We start from the raw sequence: 20737 nt of genomic DNA, 5'->3' as shown, positions 1-20737 counted from the left end.
TATAGAAAAATAATAATCCTAAATCTCAATCTCCATTGAGATTATCTTCCATTTTTCTTCTAAATCTTTAATATCTAAATACTCTTCAAAAATCTTCTTAAACCCCATATTTTCATAACATTTAATTGCTGAAATATTAAAATCAAAAACTCTAAGAGTTATATACTGTAGACCTATAGACTTAGCAAAACCTAAAAGCCCTTGTATCATCAATTTACCATAACCTTTGGATCGATACTCTTTATATATGAGCAACCTACCTATAGATGCTTTACGATTTTTTTGATCTAATCTAATTATTTGGCAATGCCCTATAGATTTTCCATTATTATCTAAAACATTAAAAAGTAAATTAGACCTACTCTCCATGGTTTGTATTATTTGATTAGAGTCAAGAGGAAACTTATAATTAATACCGCCAAATTGATATAAAAAACGAATATCTTGACCTTCTAACTGAGATAAAAGTTCAGGAATGTTTTTTTGCGTAAATTTTTCTAATTCAATGATTCTTTTATTGATTATGCTCAAACAAGTTTTCCCCAGAACTATTTGACGATTAAGACGAGTTTTTTTATTGACCTTCAAAACTAGTCGTCCTTATGTTATTTTCTTGATTATAACCTTGCTGAACTTGAGAATTCTCTCTGTTTTGTTCATATATTGATCTACTCGAATTTTGTTGGCCCTGTTGATCTCCAAAATATGTCGTTTTTATATTATTTCCTTGCTGTCTTTCAGAAACACCTCTATTTTGATCATATATTGATCTACCAATATTTTGTTGCTTCTGTTGATCAAAACCTCCTTGCATAGCAGATGTACCACCACCATAATTTGACTGAGAGTTAGACTCCGCTGTTTTTAGCTCCTTCTCTAATGCTGCGTAATCTGCTGCTAAAGATACAATAGGCGTTGCTAAAGCCATCGTTGCCAATATATATTTAAATTTTCTCATAATCACATTTACATAAAGTACAGTACTATCCATTGTATTAGTTTTGAATATACTATGCAAAAAAGATTTATTTTGTAAAACAGTTGTTACTTTGCCTTACTTTTGATATCAATTATTTTTAACAATACTATCAATAATGGAGGAGTAGCCATCAATATTCCAAAAATAGTCTGATTATTTAAATTCACATATGAAATAGCAGATGACACCACTGTTGCAACAGCAATCTGTATAAAACCAAACATTGCTGAGGCTACACCGACTTCTGTATTAACATCTTTGTATGCACATACATAAGTTGCAGTGTATTGAAAAGTATTACCACAAAATGCTAAGGCACATAACACTATTATAACTATAGTATTTAAGCCGAAAATAAAATACGAAAGAGCCAACATTAATCCACAAAAAACAGAAAAAGATGCACTACATAAGCTAACTTTATTCATATCTAATTTACCTACTTTATTTTTAAAAGAAAATAAAAATAAAGCTGGTGGTACTATAACAAGTGTAGATAAAAGTGAAAATTCAAATGCTGAAAATTTTAAAAGAACCTGAAAAAGAAATGGTGAAAGAGTAACAAATACAAATACTAATGATAAAGCTAAACCACTACAACCTGCATTTATAACGAAAGTTTTATTTGATAATATTTTCTTATACGATTCTAGAAGCCTAGTATTACTCTTTGGTATGACTTCTAGATGTAAATACTTTACAATCAGAATCATTACAATAATCGCCATAAATGAATGTAATGCAAAATTACCACGCCATCCTATACATTCTTGAATTATTCCTCCTGTTATAGGTGCCAAAGGAGGTGTTAGAGATACAATACTAGAAATCACAAGACTAGCCTTAGCTAAAGAACTATTATCACTAAATACATCCTTCATAATAGCTCTAAAAGAGATAAAAGAGCTTCCCATACCTACACCTTGTAGAAAACGAAAGAATAATAACTGATCTTCACTTTGTGCTAACATACATAAAATGCTAGCCAAACAAAAAACAATATATCCGAATAAAAGAGCTTGTTTACGACCATATTTATCAGAAATATAACCAAAACCAAACACAGAGCAAGTCATACCTAAAAAATATATTCCAACAGTAAGCTTAACATCTTTTGCTGCTGCTCCAAAATAGCTCATAATATGTGGTAAAGACGGTGAGAAACTGTCTGTAGCAAACTGAGACATAACCCCTAACAGACAGATAATCAATATCACTGTTCTTTCTGAAGATATTTTTTTAAATGTATCTTTTGACATATACGATACCTATAGAGCTATTTAAACTACAGAACTTTTATTATTTAAGTGATTTTGATTATCAAAATACTCTTTAAATAGATCTTTATATTTTACTAGCTCCTCATAAGTTAATAAAAATACTCCATCACCTCCCTCACTAAAACTTAACCATGTAAAAGGAACATCTGGACACATTTCCATTAAAGCATATTGGCTATTGCCAACTTCTACAATCAGCACACCATTTTCAGTCATATACTGATCTGCTTCTAAAATTATCTTTTTAGCAAGATCTAGACCATCATCACCTGCTTCAAGAGCTAATTTTGGTTCATAGTGATACTCTTTAGGCATGCTATCTAAGTCTTCTTTATCTACATAAGGAGGATTAGACACAATAACATCAAATTTCTGCCCCTTTAAATTACTAAATAAATCAGACTTAACTGCGCGTACCCTATCTGTAAGCTGATGTTTTCTTATATTATGGTTAGCTATAGCTAAAGCATCATCAGAAATATCTACTAAAGCAATATCAGCTTCTTCAAAAACAGTCGCCGATGCAATACCTATACAACCACTTCCTGTACATAAATCTAAAACATTTTTTACATCATTAATATCATTAACCCATGGAGAGAAATCATTTTGTATAAGTTCAGCAATAGGAGATCTAGGTATAATCACTCTCTCATCTATATCAAACTCCATACCAGCAAACCATGCTTTTTTTAGAATATATGGTAAAGGCTTACGTTCATAAGCTCTTTGATAAACATATTCTATTATTGTCTTTTTCTCTTCCAAAAGAAGTCTTGAGGCTACCATATTACCATCTATATCATGAGTCATATTAATTGCAGAAAGTACTAAATGTACAGCTTCATCCCAAATAGAATCTGAACCATGACCAAAATATGCCTGATTAACCGACATTTCAGAAATAGACCAACGTATAAAATCTCTTATAGTATGCAAATTGTTTATAATATCTTGTTGTTTTTCTTGACTATACATTTATTAACCTTTTTTCCATGTAGTACCAGTTGCACTATCTTCTAGTATTATTCCTTCTACTTGAAGCTGATTTCTAATCTCATCAGCTCTAGCATAATTTTTATCTTTTTTCGCCTGAGCTCTTTCAACGATTAATTTTTCGATTTCATTTACATCGACACCATCATCTTGCTTAAAGTATTCTTCTATATCTGTAAATAATATACCCAATACATTACAAAGCTTACGCAAAAGATATGCATACCCGCTAGCTTTATATTTGCTTGTTGTTTTTAGAGTGTTTATTTCTTTAGCTAAACTAAACAAAACAGCTAATGCTTCTGGAGTATTAAAATCATTGTCCATAGCCTTAATAAACTTCTCTTCATAATGGCTAGCATCATCTGGAAGGTTTACTTCAATAGGCTCAATATCTCTTAAAGCATTAAATAACCTCTCAATAGATGCTCTTGCATTATCTAAATTCTCTTTTGAATAATTAATCTCACTTCTATAAGAAGTAGAAGCTAAGAAATACCTAACAACCTCTGGATGATACTCTTCTAAAACTTCATTTATTGTAAAGAAATTATTTAATGATTTAGACATTTTTTCAGCATTAACTTTCACCATACCTGAGTGAAGCCAATAATTAGCAAATGTACAATTATTACAAGCTTCAGATTGAGCTATTTCATTTTCATGATGAGGAAACCTAAGATCAGAGCCTCCTGCATGAATATCAAAAGTATCTCCTAGAAGCTTTTTTGACATCGCTGAACATTCAATATGCCAACCAGGGCGACCAGCTCCCCATGGAGAATCCCATGCAGGTTCACCTTGTTTTGCCATTTTCCAAAGTACAAAATCCATTGGATTTTCTTTTTCATCGACAACATCAACTCTTGAGCCTTGTTGTAATGCTTCAAGATTCTGTTTACTTAATTTACCATAATCAGCAAATTTAGTTAAACGATAAAAAACATCGCCATTTGACCCTTGATATGCATAGCCTTTCGCAACCAGCTCTTCAATCATAGCAATCATCTCAGAAATTGTTTCTGTAGCTCTAGGTTCTTGTGTAGGACGCAGAATATTTAATCTATCAAAAGCATCATGCATTGATTTGATTGTTCTTTCTACAAGCTGACTAGTAGATTCACCATTTTCATTGGCTCTTTTGATGATTTTATCATCAATATCTGTGATATTCCGTACAAAATTGATATCAAAACCACGATATTTAAAATATCTATTAATAACATCAAAAGCTATATTCGTACGAGCATGGCCAATATGGCAATCATCATATACAGTGATGCCACAAACATACATTTTAATCTTATTAGCCTCAATTGGCTTAAACTCTTCTTTTTCCCCGGATAAGGAATTATAAAAAATCATAAAATAAATAGCCTAATTTTATATATTTACATATTATAGATTATCAGTATAACTAATATTATTTTTTTTTGAACTTTTAATGCTTAAAGCTTTTATATACTACATCAAGATGAGAACCAATTCCATCTAACTTCGCCATCTCTTGACAACCATCTGTATATGCTGAGCAACCTGTATCTAGATATATCCTTTGCGCATTATTACAGTTACCATCAATATTACATTGCAATCCATCTTTCAGAGCATAGATCTTACCATCACCATCACGATTTATTTGAAAGCTCGAACCAGAGGAGGTAGACACAGAACTTATTAAAGCCCTTGTTGAGATATCTTCAACATATATTTTTTTATCTGTAACAATAAATAGTGTACCAAATTTTACAATAAGCTTCTGTATAGTTTCTCCAGTAAAGGTTTGAGATGAAACCAATGTTGGTGCAGATATCCCATGACTATAAAGATATATATAAACTTTATCATTATTAAAATACATAATATAAAACTGCGTTGTATTTTTCTTTACTAAAATAGGATCATCAACTACATCTGCAGCCAAAGTAGCTTTAGTTGAGTCAGTACCATCACCAAAAAGATAGCCACCACCTAAATTAAAGTCTAAAATATTACTATGCTCAAAAATTAAAGGTGCTCCTGGACTTAGTGTAAACAAGCTATCAGGGATAGATAAATAAATATTTGAGCCATCAAAATCACTACTACCTACTGTATACATATCTGTTTTAACAGCTGTGTAGATTTTAGTAGAACTATCATGTGTCGTAGTATACGCATCTAAGTCATAATTCCCAGATCTAAGAAACTTCTCCAAAATCAACAACTTTGGCTCCTCTTGCGCACTATCATAATACCATTTGGCTAAAACAATATCACCATCAGCAAATTCCAAACCTTGAACTTCTACCCAATTAGATAAATCTACTCTAGCTTGTGATGGATTTGTCTGAAGATTAGATAAAGTTGTCGATGATGTATATACTCTATCATAGTCATATATTGCTATATGAAAGATCCACTCTCCATTGACAAGACTCCAACCTATACTAAGTCTGTAATCGCTTAGAGATAGAATTAACGGGAAGCCAATATCTAAGTCATTACCATAAGCATTGATAACTAATGTTTGACTTGGATTATCATAACAAGGGCCTCTATAATCACCATGATCCTTATGAGCTCCCCAGCTTGCTCCTGCTAAACTCATAGTTTTTTCGCTAGGCTCGCCTGGATTATGACATATAAGTATATGATGTTCATGCATTGCTTCGCAGCTACTTTCCTCATCTTCATCAGAATTTCCATTTCCATTTCCATTTCCATTTCCATTTCCATTTCCATTTCCATTTCCATTTCCATTTCCATTTCCATTTCCATTTCCATTTCCATTTCCATTTATATTACACTCAACCTCAACCTCCGAACCAGGCTCACTATCAAATAAAGGTTTCTCAATAAAGCCTATATAACCTCCGTATATAGCTATTTTATTGGCATGTGATGTCCCTAATTTATAGTTTTTTAAAGCTTCACTCATCGCATCAGTATTTATATATGGAAGATTTAACGGAATTATTGTTTCTTCATATTGCGTCATTGTTATATTAGGTAAAATATTAAAGATAAAATCTCGAGTGTATTTATGAGTATCTTCATGAAAAGAATCATGTGTCAAATTATAACTAATCAAATATGGAGTTGAGCTATATAATGTTATGTTTGCATTTTTAAAGTCAAAACCAGGAGTAACACTATTAACCTTTGTGAGAAATTTAAAATCCCCAACGTTATTCTCTAAATCTGTAGATAAAACATCAGAACCTATAACATTTTTAAAAAAACCTTCATGAACATTTATATTTTCGGTTTCATGTATTTGAGTTTTTATAGATAGAGAGCTTAGATTAAAGTTATATGCTAAAGCGGATATTACAACCATTATAACAAAGGCAAATATGATTACTGCTAATAATGAAGACCCTTTTATATTTTTAAACCTCATATAACAACCTTATAGATTAATCACCTTAGTAAAACTTTTACTATCTACGTCAAATGATACTTTAAGCGCAGGATATGTATTGGCATCTATAGCAGTATCTGAAGAAACACTACTCCATATAACACTTCCATTACTTATAGTCGCATATTCAACCTGTAAATTATTAATACCTCTTACTAGCTCATAAGACATTCCATTTGATGAACTTCCCTTTATATATACATATAATGAGTATATATCTTGACCATTTTTATCTTTTTGACCAGTATCTCTTATATAGAGCAGTTCTAGAGAGTACTTACCAATATAATCTCCTGGATAATATTCTGTGACTTGAGGTGCTAATGCTAAGCCAATAGCATTAGAACTAGTATTTATACTAGCGACCTTAACTAAATTTATACTATTTCTATTACATAAAAATAGATAATCTCCCACATCAATACCATCAGTTGACTTAGCATAAAGCGTTTCATCTAGCGCATTTATGCTACTAAACTCTGTATGGCTCTCCTCTTTTTTAACCATAATATAATCCGTATTTTCTTGAAAACATTCTCCACTACACTCATCTTTTAATGCTTGTGAAAAGCTTGAACCACTTGAAAATGGCAGTTGTCCTACAATGATTGCTGAACTATTTGTAAAATAATTATCTAATGAATCAGCTGAACTATCATAATAATCTTGATTTAGAGATCCAAACTTACATGCAAATCCAACATCTTTTACAAAATCATAAATAATATTTTTAACCAATAATTCTTTAGTCTCAGCATCTGTTTTATTTTTATGCGAATTATACTTATCTTTGACTGCAATATAAGAGGCTATTAAAGCTGAAACAACCATCATTGCTATAGCTGTAGAAATCAGAAGACCAATTAAGGTAAATCCTTTAGATCTATTTTCTCTAAGCTGTAGTTTCATACCAACCTCTTATGTTATGTTTTATACACTACACCACCCGGGTAAAAGCTCTGTATCAAAATTATAAGCTGTACAGCGCCAAGTCACACCTGAAGATGTAATATCTGCATTAGTACTAGGACCAATTACAACATATTGACCACTACTATCAAATGGAGGATTAGCTAATGGTTGTGTTGTATTAATCTGAGTGTTACTTAGATTCAATAACACTCCTGTACTACTTGAATGTTTTTCTGTACTATTTGATAGCAAACTATCTCTAGCTGTATTGATATCAGAAAGTACTGCCGGATCATCTATTTGTTCAACCCCAGCATTTATATATATTTCATTGGCTCTTTGCATATATGCTCCTAATTCCTCATTAATAGCATCAGCGACTGGATTACTTGTATAGATTCTTTGTATAACAGTTAATGCCGTATCTGGGTTGGTAGCAATAAACTCCTGTATACTTTCTCCAAGATTAGAAGATTTTGAAAAAGTAATATTTCCTATAGAACTCTCATCAAATGTGCCAGTCAACATAAAATCGTTAACTCGATTATCTAGCTCATCAACCAGCTCAACTTTCTTTTCCATCAAAATTGCTTTTGAAATTATATTACCTATAGTGTAAAAAACTGCAAAAAACAAGAACATAGCTAGAGCTGATGATATCAACACTTCTAATATTGTAAATCCCTTGTTCTTTGTACTTTTCATATACACAAACCTTACAAATTTGATATTTGTATATATAAATTCTATCACACAACTCTTAATCTTTTGAGAACCTTGCTATTCTAGACTAATAATTTTGACTAAATAAAATGTTATTATTTAGAAAATAAAGCTTTAGTACACCTGTCTTTATTGTTTAAGTCCTTAATAGTTATAACGTCATCAAATTCACTATCAATCAATATCTTTTGGATAGATCTAGATTGTGTATATCCATGCTCGATATATATGCGTGCATTTTTATTTAGATATAAATGTGACTGAGAAATTATAACTTTAATATCAGATAAACCATTATCTTTGGCAAATAAAGCACTTTGAGGCTCATACTTTTTTACTTCTTGAGTTATATCATCATCACAAAAGTCGATATACGGAGGGTTTGAAACAATAATATCAAACTTCTTGTTATCTAAATCTTGATACCAATCACTTTGGATAAACTCAACATTAGATACCTCATTCTCTTTGGCATTTTCCTTAGCTACGTTCAAAGCTTTATGAGAAAAATCAACCGCGATAACATGACTATTTGGTAACTCAGATGCTAACGCCAAAGCTATTGCTCCAGTACCTGTTCCAAGATCTAGTATATTTAACTGAGTACTTTTATCAGAGATATCGTCTAAAACTGCTTCAACTAAAGTTTCAGTATCTGCACGCGGGATAAGAGTATCTTGTGTTACGAAAAGCTTTTGATCCCAAAAATATTTATACCCCAAAATATAAGCTAAAGGCTCACCATCAAAGTAGCAATGAATTTTAGTATTTATTCTTTCAACAACAGCACTATCTAAAACTTTATCCGAATTTAGATATAAATAAGTTTTATCAACATCTAAAACATCACAAACAATAGTTTGAATATCACTTTTTATTATAGATAATTCATTTGTAGAATATTCAGATTTAGACCGTTGCTGCTTGTAACTCTCAAGCATATGAGAAATAAAAGATGAAATTGTATAGCTACTCATCTGACATTGTTGCTAAAAGATCTGCTTGATACTCTAAAACTAAAGGTTGAATAACACTATCTAAACTACCTTCCATCACTTCATCAAGCTTATAAAGAGTTAAGTTTATACGATGATCAGTAACTCTACCTTGCGGGTAGTTATATGTTCTAATTCTCTCAGATCTATCACCACTACCAACTAAGCTTTTACGTGTATCTGACTGCTCTTTTTGCTGTTTATCTATCTCTGCTTGAAGTAATCTTGACTTTAACATCGACATTGCCGCAGCACGGTTCTTATGCTGAGATCTTTGATCTTGACACTCAACTACAACGCCTGTAGGAATATGCGTAATTCTAATTGCTGAATCTGTTTTGTTTACGTGTTGACCTCCTGCGCCCGATGCTCTAAAAGTATCAACCTTTAGATCTGCTGGATTTATATCGATTCCCTCGACCTCATCCACCTCTGGCATGACTGCAACTGTACAAGCTGATGTATGTACTCTACCTTGAGATTCTGTTGCTGGCACACGCTGTACCCTATGAGCTCCAGACTCAAACTTTAACTGTGAATACGCTCCTTCGCCATTAACCTTTGTAATAATTTCTTTATAGCCACCATGCTCACCTTCACTTGATGAAATCACTTCAACTTTCCAGCCTCTTTGCTCAGCATACTTAGAATACATCTTAAATAAATCACCAGAGAATATTGAAGCCTCATCACCACCAGTACCGGCTCTAATCTCTAAAAAGACATTTGCATCATCATTAGGATCACGAGGTAAAAGAAGAATCTGTAGCTCTGCTTCAAGGCTTTCTATAGTTTCATTTGCTAATTTAAGTTCTTCTTTTGCCATTTCAACTAACTCAGCATCTTTTTCATTAAGCATCTCTTGAGCCGCTTCTTTATCTTCTAATGCTTGAGAATAATCTTTAAATGCCTTAACTATTGGCTCAAGCTGTGAATATTCTCTTGATAAATCTCTAAACTTATTTTGATCCGAAATAATATCAGCATCACTTAATAAGGCACTTACTTCCTCATGCCTTTCAATCAAACTTTGTAACTTTGCTTTAATTGAATCTTTCATTTACTTTTCCACATTTAAACCAAACATACGTTTCATACACACAAGGCAATCATTTCTACCTTGTTTAGAAGCTTCTTTCATACCCATTACAGGATAATGTAAAACTTTCTTTTTAATCTCATAGGCAAATCTTTTCATTATCTGTTCGGCATCTTTACCATTTCTAATTTTTGCTAAACTTTTTTCCAAAGATAAATCAACAAGACCATCAGCCTTATCAAATAACTCTTTAATCGCAGTATTTGATATAATAGCCTTCTCTTTTTCTAAATACTCTTCTAATGATTTAACAATAATCTTCTGCGCTCTAGAGCTTTCATGCTTTCGTTTATCTTTATTATCTGCTATTACAGCATTAATATCATCAACACAGTAATAGACATTTTTGCCCATTTCACCTAACTTTGGATCTAAAGCTTGTGGTATAGATATATCGATAAACACCCTTGGTTTGCTATCAACATCATTTATAGAAATCATATAACCTTCAGCATGAATAGCTGTAATTATAATATCTGCTTTTTTAACTAATTCCTGTAACTCTGTCAAAGGGTGAGAGCTAGCATTTCTAAAAGCAGAAGTAATCTTTCCTGCTTTTTCGATAGTCCTATTAGCTAACATAATTTGCTTTGGTGCAAGAGCTGTAACATGTCTAAACAATAACTCTCCTGTTTGTCCAGCACCAATAATAAGTACATTTTTAGTTGAGATATTATCTAACTGTTTCTTAGCCAAAGTAATTGCGGAAAAGGCAACTGAAACTGGACAATGTCCTATCCTAGTCTCACTACGCACTTTCTTTGCTGTTGCAAAAACCTTCTGAAAAACTCTATCTAGTTCCTTACCTAAAGCATTATTTTTCTTACTAAGAGTATATGAGTCCTTAACTTGGCCTAATATTTGAGGCTCGCCTAAAACCATAGACTCTAAACCACATGCAAGTTTCATAAGGTGCATTATAACCTCAGTACCTTGCCTTAGTTTGAAATAGTCTTTTATCTTATACTCAGGGTTTCTAACATAGCCTTGCCACCATGCTAAAACATTATCAACAACTCTTAAATCAGATATTTCTAAATATATTTCTGTACGATTACATGTCGATAGAATAACGGCATTGATGACATTATCTATAGCAAGCATTGTCCTATACAGCATAGACACATCTAACCCTGATAAAGCAAACTCACTACGAGCCTCAATTGGGGATTTTTTATAATCAATTGCTAAAGATATTAATGCCATATTAAAATAAAAAGTGTATTACAATAATTAACTTAGAAAAACAAATAAGTATTTTAACACAAAAGTATTAGACATTACATTGTAATCTGATATCTCGATAAGATAATGTATTCTCAACTTATACAAAGATCCTTCAACAATTAAAATAAATATTAATCAATATCAGACAATATGCCACTCAAGCTTGTTAAACTATTTTTTTCAATAGAAGTAAACTTTTTAAGCTTTATGCTAATTTTCCTTCTTATCACATGGAGTTGCTATCACTTGTTTGACATTATAAAACTTAGCAAATGCTTGATTATTTACATCAGAAGGATTACATGTCAAAGATCTAGTTGTTATTCCATATTTATTTTGAAGCCCAGGATCTACTTGATACTTAGGTACAACAACTAATTTTTTATTATCTGCTAACATCATAATCTTATCTTGCTCTTGACTAACTTCATGTAAATAATAGTAGTTCACAGCTAAAGTACCAGCAAAATATACCACTCCAATTAAAAATAAGATATAGATCTTTTCCAAGAAACTACGAACTTGTTTTACATAAAAATTATCACTTATATAAAACTGGTGCATAGTTGCGATAAAAAATATTACATAATAGATAAGCATTAACCTTATTAAAAGGCCATAGCTATATATAACAGGAGTCATAACAAAAATTATTGATATAAGAGCAATACTATATATAAATTTAGTTTTTATTTCTGTATGCTTTTTTAAAAAAAGAAATATAATAAAAGCAACAAATAATATAAATATGACTTCTGTGTTTGGCCATACAGAATATCTAACACTTTCAATAACCTTTATAATAGCTTGATATATTGAATGAGTATGGCTTCCGGACATCCCATCCATTCTTACATAATTTCCAGGAGCAGATATTAGTACAACACCACCGGCAAAGCAGGCTAATGCAAAATATATTACAGATCTATTAATTTTCTTTCTATTAAGAATAGAATCAATAAAGTATGTAAGACATAAAATAAGCAACACCCCAACAAACTGTTCATTATATAGTCCTATGAATATTCCTATTACTACTGGAGCTATAACCATTTGCTTATTTTTAGTAAAGATATGGTAATACAATATAGTGACTAGACATATCCCCCAAAAGTATTGTATAGCGGCTGTTTTCCAAAGAGTCTGTCCAATAAAACCTGTTAATGAGAACATTAATAAAAATAAAAATAAGTATACGCAGAATGCTTTAGAATATAGTTTATACTTCCCTGCCGTGCTTATTTTGAAAGAGAACAAAATAAACAAATAATAAGCCAACGCATTTAAGATATTAACAACAGCTACTGATAAAGTAATATATTTTTTAGAAAAAAGACAATAAACTAGTAATTGAGCAGACATTCTGCCTGTCCATCCAAAATAGTCTTGTTTTAGCATTGCTATAAGATTATGATTTACTAAAGTATCATTTATTGCTCTCCAATAATCATCCATAGCTATCGGCTGGCAATAGTTCAAGAATAAAAAATAAGCAAATATCACAACACTAAAAGCTATTATTTTAGGTTTACTATTCATCAATTGTCATTTATCTATTTTAGATAAGACTATTATAAATGACATAACATATACTAACAATGCCTTAAATCTAAATATGGAAATACATGACTAAGCTCAATAAAATAATCTTTTACTTATTTTTACATATTTGGATTATCAATAAACTTACAACGTTTAGTACTTTTATGTTAAGATGTTGTAAAATTTATTGAAAAAATAAATCATAATTATGGGTATTAAGGGTTTAACAAAAAAACAAAACCAAGCACTATATACAATAGCTGGGATAGTTATCATAGCACTTATATGTGTAATACTATTTCAATTTTATAATTCAAATAATCATAAAAAGATCTTAGAAGCATCTAATGCATATCAAAAAGCCTTGATTGCTAGTGAAAATTCTGATGTTTCATCAGCTACTAGAATAACTAAATTTACATCTGTAGTAAAACAATACCCAAGTACTAGTTTTGGAATATTTGCTAGCTGGCAGTTAGCAGAACTATATATTACTCCAACAAAATTAAATACTAGTAATTTTAATATGAATATTGCGAATTTACCAAAAGCAATAGATATACTTCAACAAAGCATCAAAGATAATCCTGATAATAGTTTAACTAATGTTACTAAAACTAGACTGGCTAGACTTTATATTGCAGCGAAACAACCTGATCAAGCAATAAAAACCTTAAATAGTTTGAGGACATTGGAAAACAAAGCTTACCCTCTTATGCTACTAGGAGAATCTTATCAACAGAAAAGTGATAAAACAAAAGCACTCAATGCTTGGCATAAAGCGCTGCAAGATCCTGATAGCTCAACCGAGTTTAAACAAGTGATTACTCAACTAATAAATAATTATTAATTAAAAATGAAAAAATCTTATTTCTTAACATTACCCCTACTATTATCTTTTTTAATAGCTAGTTGTTCAAAAAGTAATGTACCCCCACCAACACCACTGAAGGAGAAGGCTCCTAAACAGGTTCATGTAAAAGTAAAGTGGAAAAAAAGCACGGGAAATGGTGATAACGGATTAGGCAACTATAATCTAGCTCCTACATACTCAGATGATATTGCATTCGTTCCTAATGAAAATGGCATGGTTTATGCCTTATCAATGAAAGATGGTGGCGTAATATGGAAGAAAGACACAAATTCCAGCCTGACTTCTGAACCAAACACTATCGCAAATGCTGTCATTTTTGGCTCGATGAAAGGTAGACTTACAGCATTAGATAATAAGACTGGTAAAACCTTATGGTTAAGTAAAACTCCAAGTAGTTTATTTGCTCAACCAACTATCTATAACAACTCTATTTACACCCATACACACGATGGCTCGGTAGCTGCTTTTGATGCTAAAGATGGTTCAAAAGAGTGGAGTGCTTCAAACAATATCCCAGAATTAACGCTGCCTGGTAACTCATCGCCTATAGTATTAAATGATACTGTAATGATAGGCTCTGCTTTTGGTACAGTTCTTGGTTTTACTGTTGAAAATGGTGATAAGACTATCAATATCCCGATTGCAATTGCCCATGGATCCTCTCCAGCAGATAAAATGGTTGATATAACTGCAAATCCAATGCTATATCATCGCTATTTGATCTTCGCAGCATTTCAAGGTGCTATCGTAGCCCTAGATAAAGATACTGGTAAAATGCTATGGGCAAAGAAAGCTTCGATTATTAGTAATATGGCTATTGATAATAATGTTATTTTTACGACTCAAGCAGATAGTGAGCTTAAAGCATACAATATACAAAATGGTGAAACGGTCTGGACTCAAGATACTCTAAAGTGGCGTAAGATAACTGGCCCTATTTATTATAAAGGCTTAATAGTCGTAGCTGACTATCAAGGATATTTACATTTCTTTAGCTCACTAAACGGTGAATACCTTGGTAGATATAAGCTTACATCTACTCCAACATTATTTCCAAGCACTGGCATCTCTGCTCAATTAGTACCAACGAAACAAGGGATTCTTGTTGAAGCTAAAGATGGTACAGCCTACTTAGTTGATGCTTATAGTGATAAGGTTATATATGATAGTATTCTAGGTGATTACAGAGTTGATAAAGGTGAAAGTATTAAGCATATTGATTCATCGATTAAACCAGCAACTGTAGCCAAAACAAACAAAAAATCTAAAAAAGTAGATACAAAAGACTTAAAAGTTAATATAATAATAGGAGACTTTAGCAAAGGTAAATCTACTAATGTATAAAGGCATAAGACCATCAATTTTTATTCTAATCCTAATGGTTTCATTAGGTCCATTTGGCGATACTATCTACGCCCCAGCCCTACCTGAACTAAAGAAAATTCTTGGTACTGATTATCCTCATGTCCAACTTACAATAACCTCATACCTATTAGGCTACTCAATCAGCCAAATTTTATATGGACCATTTTCTGATAGATTTGGACGTAAGCCAATAATGTTAATTGGGTCATGTTTTTTTATAGTTAGTTCAGTAATATGTTTATTTAGTCAACATATTGACACATTGATATATGCTCGTCTTCTACAAGGTTTTGGTGCAGCAGCTGGCGGAGTTATTGCTACAGTCGCAGTTAAAGATGCTTTTAAAATTAATGAACAAGGAGCTGTGTTTGCTATTATGAATATAGCTTTTGCACTAGCTCCTGCTTTTGGGGCTATACTTGGCGTATTTTTGAGCCCATCTCTAATATTTTGGGTATTACTCGTTGCTGCTAGCTTACTTTTTATAAAGGTAGCCTTATTCTTCCCTGAAACAATTAGAGAAAAAAATTATGAAGCATTAACTATTAGATCTCTCTTTAAAAATTATTTCTCATTATTTAAAGATCATCAGTTCTTCTTTGCCACTTTTGTATTAGGTCTTAATATCAGTACTATCTATGCATGTCTTGTTACTGCTCCTGATATTTTTGTTAATATTTTAAAACTAGAGAAGTCAAATTTCCTATACTTACTCACTTTAATGGTTATTGCGGTTGTTTCAGGTTCTATCATTTGCTCAAAACTTAGTCGTGTTATAGCCTATAAACATCTTATTAATTTTGGTATGGCTTGTACATTAATATCAGGGATATTACTAGTTTATGCATTTAAAAAGTTAACAGGTCTGGAACTATCTATAGCACTTACAGCTATCTTATCTTTAACCTTTGTTGGTGTATCTTTTAGTGTGCCACTACTTACACCAATAGCATTAGAAAATTTCACTACAACAGCTGGTGCAGCCTCCTCAATAATGGGATTTATGCAAATGGGAATTGCATCAATTACAACTGCTATTATGAGCCAAATTGACTTAGGAAGTGAGTTCACTCTATCTCTAGCATTCATACTTTTACCATTAATTGGATTAATAGTATTTCTACCATATAGCTGCTACTTTTTAAGGAAATAGCTATTAACACTTTGCCAAGCTTACGAATTAAGTAAATTATGTGATAAAATTTCCTTAATAAATATAATCTATCGATCTAATTAATATTAATGCAAAACTATAATGCTAAATCAATCGAGGTATTAACCGGTTTAGATCCTGTCAAAAAAAGACCAGGGATGTATACTAATACCGAAAATCCAAACCATCTTATCCAAGAAATAGTGGATAACAGTGTCGATGAAGTCTTGGCAGGCTTTGCTAATAAAATAGACATTTCTCTTTATCAAGATAACAGTATTGAAATCTCTGATAATGGTCGTGGAATGCCTGTGGATATCCATCCTGAGCATAAAATGTCAGGTATCGAGCTTATTATGACTAAGCTTCATTCTGGTGGTAAGTTTAGTAACAAAAACTACACCCACTCTGGAGGTCTTCATGGTGTAGGTGTTTCTGTTGTCAATGCTTTATCTACTAGACTTGAAGCTGAGATAAAAAGAGATGGTAAACTTTATCACATAGTGTTTGAAGACGGCTTTAAAACTAAAGATTTAGAAGTTATTGATACAGTTGGTAAAAAAAATACTGGGACAAAAATTAGATTTTGGCCAGATAAAAAATATTTTGATGATATCAAGGTAAATCTTAAATCTCTAAAGAACTTATTAGAAGCAAAAGCTATCCTTTGTAAAGCTCTTACAATCAAATATTCTAATGAAGCAAAAAAAGAAAAATTAGTATGGCATTTTGAAGATGGTTTAAAAGGTTATTTAGATCATAAGCTAGAATCTGAAACCTTACCGAACAAGCCTTTTATGATAGATAATTTTTCAAATGGAGAGTCATTTTTAGATTCTGTATTCTGCTGGTGTGAAGCCCCTACTGAAGTTATAAAAAATAGCTATGTAAATCTAATCCCAACGCCTCAAGATGGCACCCATGTTGCAGGTCTTAAAAATGGTATTTATGATGCCATTAGAACATATGTGGAAAAAAACTCTTTAGGGCTTAAAAACATTAAAATTACAGCAAATGACTCATTTGCTCAATTAAACTATGTTATATCATTAAAAATAACAAATCCTCAATTTGCCGGACAAACTAAAGAGAAACTTTCCAACAAAGATGTAACAGCATTTGTTGCAACAACTGTAAAAGATCTTCTAACCATATGGCTTAACCAAAATGCTGAAGAAGCTCGCCAAATAATAGAGAATATTAATAAGATTGCTCAAAAGCGTGTTAATGCAGATAAGAAAACTGCGCGTAAACGCATAATGAATACTTCTATTCGCCTACCTGGGAAGCTAACAGACTGTATTAGTTCTGATGTAAATTCAACAGAGCTTTTCATTGTTGAGGGAGACTCTGCAGGAGGTTCTGCAAAACAAGCACGCGATAAGAACTTTCAAGCAGTAATGCCTCTTAAAGGTAAGATTCTAAATAGCTGGGAGCTTGATGCAGATACGATCATGAATTCCCAAGAAGTACATAATATAGCAACAGCAATAGGTGTTGATCCTGATAGTGATGACATCTCTAGTCTTAGATATAATAAAATATGTATTCTTGCTGATGCAGACTCTGATGGTTTACATATTGCTACTCTACTATGCGCGATGTTTCTAAAGCATTTTAAAAAGCTTATTGAAAATGGACATATATATATAGCTCAACCGCCTTTATTTAGAGTTGATATCGGTAAAAACACCTTTTACGCTCTAGACGAGGCTGAAAAAGAAGCTATTTTAGCAGAGAATTCCAAGCTAACAGGCAAAATCAATATTATGCGCTTTAAAGGTCTTGGTGAGATGAATCCTATACAGCTGCGTGAATCAGCAATGGATGTTTCATCTAGAAGACTATTACAGCTAACTATCTCAGATATCTATGATGATAATGAAATGCTTGATAAACTTTTAGCTAAAAAAAGGTCTAAAGATCGTCGTGACTGGTTGGAAAACTATGGTGATAAGGCAGAAATTGATTAAAAAATCTTTTAGCTTTAATTTAATTATGTAGCCACAGCTAAAACCATATAAAAAGTAGTAAGCTACTCCATTTAGGCTTAACGACGAGATCTAACAAATACTACTTTTAAACATAGTAGACTATAAAATAACTTATACACCATATTTAACACCTTTTTCTTTACTATATATTACCTGCTCAAGATCATTTAATCTTCTTCTACCCATCTGCTTAACAGGCATAATAAATGTCATAATCACACCAATGCCACATAATATAAACATAAGTAAAGAAACACCTAATACTGGAGGTATCACTCCTGTTATGAATGTTGCAAGTAAAGGAGCAAAACCTGAAATTGATGCTCCAAGCCCATATACGATAGATGCACCGGAAGCTCGTACATTTGATGGAAACACCTCTGTATAACATGGATTTGCAGCTCCTTGTATCATACCTGTCATAATAGCTAAAACTATAAGTATAAAGGTTGAAAACTCTAAGCGTCCTGCATCTAATAAATATATCAATATTGGTGATAATATTAATGAAACTATAAAGCTAAAAAGAAGTACTTCTTTTCTACCTATCTTATCTGATATAAAGCCAAAAAACGGTGTCGATAAAAACATAAAGAATATCGCAATAGTATTAACTGTCAAAGCAACAGATAAATGCATACCTAATATATCAACCATATACGTTGTCATATATGTTATATCTATATAGTAAATCATAAGTGCTACTGTTGCGATTGCTGTAACAGATACTAAGTGTCTTTTATATGTTTTTGTTAGCTGAATGACAGGAGACCTTGATTCTGATAGAAAAGTCTCCTTCTCATCTTTTTCTCTAAAAAATAAAAATGCTATAAGCAGTATAGCACCAAATGCAAAAGGTATTCTCCAAACCAAATTACCCCAATCAGTAGGAAAAAGATTTACAGCTAATGAGCTAACAGCTGATGCCAAAATAAAACCAAGAATGGATGTTGAAAATGCAACTGAGACGTTAAATCCAGTATATCTAAGCTGGCTATCTTCTGATGCAATAGCCATCAAATTACCAAACTGCCCTCCAGCTGAAACACCTTGAAATATTCTTATTACAACTAAAATTATAGGTGCAATCACACCAACGCTTGCATAAGTAGGTATAAAAGCCATTATTATAGTTGGTATCGCCATAAATAATATAGCTATATTCATAGCAAAATGACGACCTTTTCTATCACCAAGGTATCCAAAAAATATAGATCCTAAAGGTCTTGCAATATACCCTGCAGCAAAAGTCCCGAAAGTTAGCAATAAAGATAACCAACTACTTTGTGATGGGAAAAACTGATGTGAGATAATTATTGCAAAATAGCCATATAACGAATAATCATACCACTCAATCATATTGCCAAATGATACTTTAACTGTTTTTATAAAACTTTTCTTAAATGACAAAGGGTTTACCTCCCCTAAAACTAGTATTTATTAATATTCAAATTTACATTCATAAAACATTAATTCTACAAATGTGGATAAATATTATCATTTAATTTGAAAAGTAGTTAAAAATATGATAGCAAAAATGCATAAATTTGAGAGTAACTCTAAAACCTTTAAAAAAACTTATTTTAGTGATACTTATCTATTCCTTGTAGATTGTTTACCTTATCCCAATCAAAATACTCGCCAGGATCAGTTTTTCTTCTAGGAGCTATATTTTGATGCCCTGTAACAGCATTTATTTCAACATAAGTATCTTTTAAATCTGTTAACAATTTATTTAAACTTTTGTATTGTTCAGATTCATAAGCTGTTTTATCTGTACCTTGCAGCTCTATTCCAATAGAGAAATCATTACAACCTTTCCTTCCTTGGAAGCTGCTTACACCAGCATGCCACGCTCTATCATCAACTGAAACAAACTGAATAATTTCTCCTGTACGTTTGATATAAAAATGTGCAGAAACTTCAACACTCTCTAGATCAACAAAGCTCTGATGTAAGTTACAATCTAGCTTATTAATAAATAAACTTTCAACATTGCTGTTTAGATACTCTCCTTCAGGCAGACTTATGCAATGAATCACAACCAAGCTAATTTCTATATTATTAGGTCTTTGATTAAAGTTTTTACTCACAATATGCTTAGCTTTTCTATACCAACCTTGATTGAACATCTTATGCTTTGAAAATTAGTTGTGGTAATATTATACTGTATCAACTAATTTAGTAGGTTT

The 20737-nt window shown here is 31.8% G+C and carries 18 protein-coding genes; 4 read left to right on the top strand and 14 right to left on the bottom strand.

The window, feature by feature from the left end:
* Positions 1 to 18: 18 nt before the first annotated feature.
* The 12 genes from F3D62_RS09125 to F3D62_RS09060 all read right to left on the bottom strand — a co-directional run bounded on the left by F3D62_RS09125 (position 19) and on the right by F3D62_RS09060 (position 13156).
* Complete coding sequence (locus F3D62_RS09125) at positions 19 to 510, bottom strand: GNAT family N-acetyltransferase (RefSeq protein ID WP_150467982.1); 492 nt, start codon at positions 508 to 510, stop codon at positions 19 to 21.
* Positions 511 to 574: 64 nt separating this feature from the next.
* Positions 575 to 958, bottom strand: a complete 384-nt coding sequence (locus F3D62_RS09120; protein ID WP_150467939.1) for a hypothetical protein — start codon at positions 956 to 958, stop codon at positions 575 to 577.
* Between the two features lie 86 nt (positions 959 to 1044).
* Positions 1045 to 2238: an MFS transporter gene (locus F3D62_RS09115; RefSeq protein ID WP_150467938.1), complete on the bottom strand. Its 1194-nt coding sequence runs from the start codon at positions 2236 to 2238 to the stop codon at positions 1045 to 1047.
* 21 nt (positions 2239 to 2259) lie between these two features.
* The gene (prmB, locus tag F3D62_RS09110; RefSeq protein ID WP_150467937.1) at positions 2260 to 3237 is read right to left on the bottom strand and encodes a 50S ribosomal protein L3 N(5)-glutamine methyltransferase; all 978 of its coding nucleotides are present in this window, start codon (positions 3235 to 3237) and stop codon (positions 2260 to 2262) included.
* Positions 3238 to 3240: 3 nt separating this feature from the next.
* Entirely contained in the window at positions 3241 to 4620 is a 1380-nt protein-coding gene (gene cysS / locus F3D62_RS09105; protein ID WP_150467936.1) for a cysteine--tRNA ligase, read from the bottom strand.
* 76 nt (positions 4621 to 4696) lie between these two features.
* Entirely contained in the window at positions 4697 to 6640 is a 1944-nt protein-coding gene (locus F3D62_RS12765) for a hypothetical protein (RefSeq protein ID WP_191092580.1), read from the bottom strand.
* A 9-nt stretch (positions 6641 to 6649) separates the two neighbouring features.
* Positions 6650 to 7570: a PilW family protein gene (locus F3D62_RS09090; protein WP_150467934.1), complete on the bottom strand. Its 921-nt coding sequence runs from the start codon at positions 7568 to 7570 to the stop codon at positions 6650 to 6652.
* Positions 7571 to 7591: 21 nt separating this feature from the next.
* A complete protein-coding gene (locus tag F3D62_RS12760; RefSeq protein ID WP_191092579.1) occupies positions 7592 to 8278 on the bottom strand; it encodes a type II secretion system protein in 687 nt (228 codons plus the stop codon).
* A gap of 113 nt (positions 8279 to 8391) precedes the next feature.
* Positions 8392 to 9273 (bottom strand): peptide chain release factor N(5)-glutamine methyltransferase, encoded by an 882-nt coding sequence (gene prmC / locus F3D62_RS09075; RefSeq protein ID WP_150467933.1) that lies wholly within the window; start codon positions 9271 to 9273, stop codon positions 8392 to 8394.
* Positions 9266 to 10351, bottom strand: coding sequence for a peptide chain release factor 1 (prfA, locus tag F3D62_RS09070; RefSeq protein ID WP_150467932.1), 1086 nt, complete (start codon positions 10349 to 10351; stop codon positions 9266 to 9268). The genes prmC and prfA overlap by 8 nt, the downstream gene beginning before the upstream one ends.
* Positions 10352 to 11596 carry a glutamyl-tRNA reductase gene (locus F3D62_RS09065; protein ID WP_150467931.1) on the bottom strand — a complete coding sequence of 415 codons (1245 nt, stop codon included), beginning with the start codon at positions 11594 to 11596 and terminating at the stop codon, positions 10352 to 10354. It abuts the gene before it with no gap.
* A 231-nt stretch (positions 11597 to 11827) separates the two neighbouring features.
* Entirely contained in the window at positions 11828 to 13156 is a 1329-nt protein-coding gene (locus F3D62_RS09060) for a DUF6056 family protein (protein WP_150467930.1), read from the bottom strand.
* Positions 13157 to 13373: 217 nt separating this feature from the next.
* Here F3D62_RS09060 and F3D62_RS09055 point away from each other — a divergent pair, with 217 nt between their 5' ends.
* From F3D62_RS09055 to parE, 4 genes are all read left to right on the top strand, one after another.
* Positions 13374 to 14009 (top strand): YfgM family protein, encoded by a 636-nt coding sequence (locus F3D62_RS09055; protein ID WP_150467979.1) that lies wholly within the window; start codon positions 13374 to 13376, stop codon positions 14007 to 14009.
* 6 nt (positions 14010 to 14015) lie between these two features.
* Positions 14016 to 15377: an outer membrane protein assembly factor BamB gene (gene bamB / locus F3D62_RS09050; RefSeq protein WP_150467929.1), complete on the top strand. Its 1362-nt coding sequence runs from the start codon at positions 14016 to 14018 to the stop codon at positions 15375 to 15377.
* The gene (locus F3D62_RS09045) at positions 15370 to 16551 is read left to right on the top strand and encodes a multidrug effflux MFS transporter (protein ID WP_150467928.1); all 1182 of its coding nucleotides are present in this window, start codon (positions 15370 to 15372) and stop codon (positions 16549 to 16551) included. The genes bamB and F3D62_RS09045 overlap by 8 nt, the downstream gene beginning before the upstream one ends.
* A gap of 89 nt (positions 16552 to 16640) precedes the next feature.
* The gene (gene parE / locus F3D62_RS09040) at positions 16641 to 18524 is read left to right on the top strand and encodes a DNA topoisomerase IV subunit B (protein ID WP_150467927.1); all 1884 of its coding nucleotides are present in this window, start codon (positions 16641 to 16643) and stop codon (positions 18522 to 18524) included.
* Between the two features lie 132 nt (positions 18525 to 18656).
* Here parE and F3D62_RS09035 read toward each other — a convergent pair whose 3' ends face one another.
* Both F3D62_RS09035 and ampD read right to left on the bottom strand, forming a co-directional pair.
* Positions 18657 to 19955: an MFS transporter gene (locus F3D62_RS09035; RefSeq protein ID WP_150467926.1), complete on the bottom strand. Its 1299-nt coding sequence runs from the start codon at positions 19953 to 19955 to the stop codon at positions 18657 to 18659.
* A gap of 173 nt (positions 19956 to 20128) precedes the next feature.
* Positions 20129 to 20677, bottom strand: a complete 549-nt coding sequence (gene ampD, locus F3D62_RS09030; RefSeq protein ID WP_150467925.1) for a 1,6-anhydro-N-acetylmuramyl-L-alanine amidase AmpD — start codon at positions 20675 to 20677, stop codon at positions 20129 to 20131.
* Between the last annotated feature and the right edge of the window lie 60 nt (positions 20678 to 20737).

Origin of the sequence: Francisella sp. SYW-9, from assembly GCF_008711465.1 — a bacterium.
GTDB lineage: Bacteria > Pseudomonadota > Gammaproteobacteria > Francisellales > Francisellaceae > Francisella.
This window is presented reverse-complemented; position numbering and strand designations above follow the sequence as displayed.

Bases quoted from the DNA above. Each gene is read 5' to 3' on its own strand.
- F3D62_RS09120 (WP_150467939.1), bottom strand. From the start codon at position 958: ATGAGAAAATTTAAATATATATTGGCAACGATGGCTTTAGCAACGCCT.
- F3D62_RS09115 (WP_150467938.1), bottom strand. From the start codon at position 2,238: ATGTCAAAAGATACATTTAAAAAAATATCTTCAGAAAGAACAGTGATA.
- prmB (WP_150467937.1), bottom strand. From the start codon at position 3,237: ATGTATAGTCAAGAAAAACAACAAGATATTATAAACAATTTGCATACT.
- cysS (WP_150467936.1), bottom strand. From the start codon at position 4,620: ATGATTTTTTATAATTCCTTATCCGGGGAAAAAGAAGAGTTTAAGCCA.
- F3D62_RS12765 (WP_191092580.1), bottom strand. From the start codon at position 6,640: ATGAGGTTTAAAAATATAAAAGGGTCTTCATTATTAGCAGTAATCATA.
- F3D62_RS09090 (WP_150467934.1), bottom strand. From the start codon at position 7,570: ATGAAACTACAGCTTAGAGAAAATAGATCTAAAGGATTTACCTTAATT.
- F3D62_RS12760 (WP_191092579.1), bottom strand. From the start codon at position 8,278: ATGAAAAGTACAAAGAACAAGGGATTTACAATATTAGAAGTGTTGATA.
- prmC (WP_150467933.1), bottom strand. From the start codon at position 9,273: ATGAGTAGCTATACAATTTCATCTTTTATTTCTCATATGCTTGAGAGT.
- prfA (WP_150467932.1), bottom strand. From the start codon at position 10,351: ATGAAAGATTCAATTAAAGCAAAGTTACAAAGTTTGATTGAAAGGCAT.
- F3D62_RS09065 (WP_150467931.1), bottom strand. From the start codon at position 11,596: ATGGCATTAATATCTTTAGCAATTGATTATAAAAAATCCCCAATTGAG.
- F3D62_RS09060 (WP_150467930.1), bottom strand. From the start codon at position 13,156: ATGAATAGTAAACCTAAAATAATAGCTTTTAGTGTTGTGATATTTGCT.
- bamB (WP_150467929.1), top strand. From the start codon at position 14,016: ATGAAAAAATCTTATTTCTTAACATTACCCCTACTATTATCTTTTTTA.
- F3D62_RS09045 (WP_150467928.1), top strand. From the start codon at position 15,370: ATGTATAAAGGCATAAGACCATCAATTTTTATTCTAATCCTAATGGTT.
- parE (WP_150467927.1), top strand. From the start codon at position 16,641: ATGCAAAACTATAATGCTAAATCAATCGAGGTATTAACCGGTTTAGAT.
- ampD (WP_150467925.1), bottom strand. From the start codon at position 20,677: ATGTTCAATCAAGGTTGGTATAGAAAAGCTAAGCATATTGTGAGTAAA.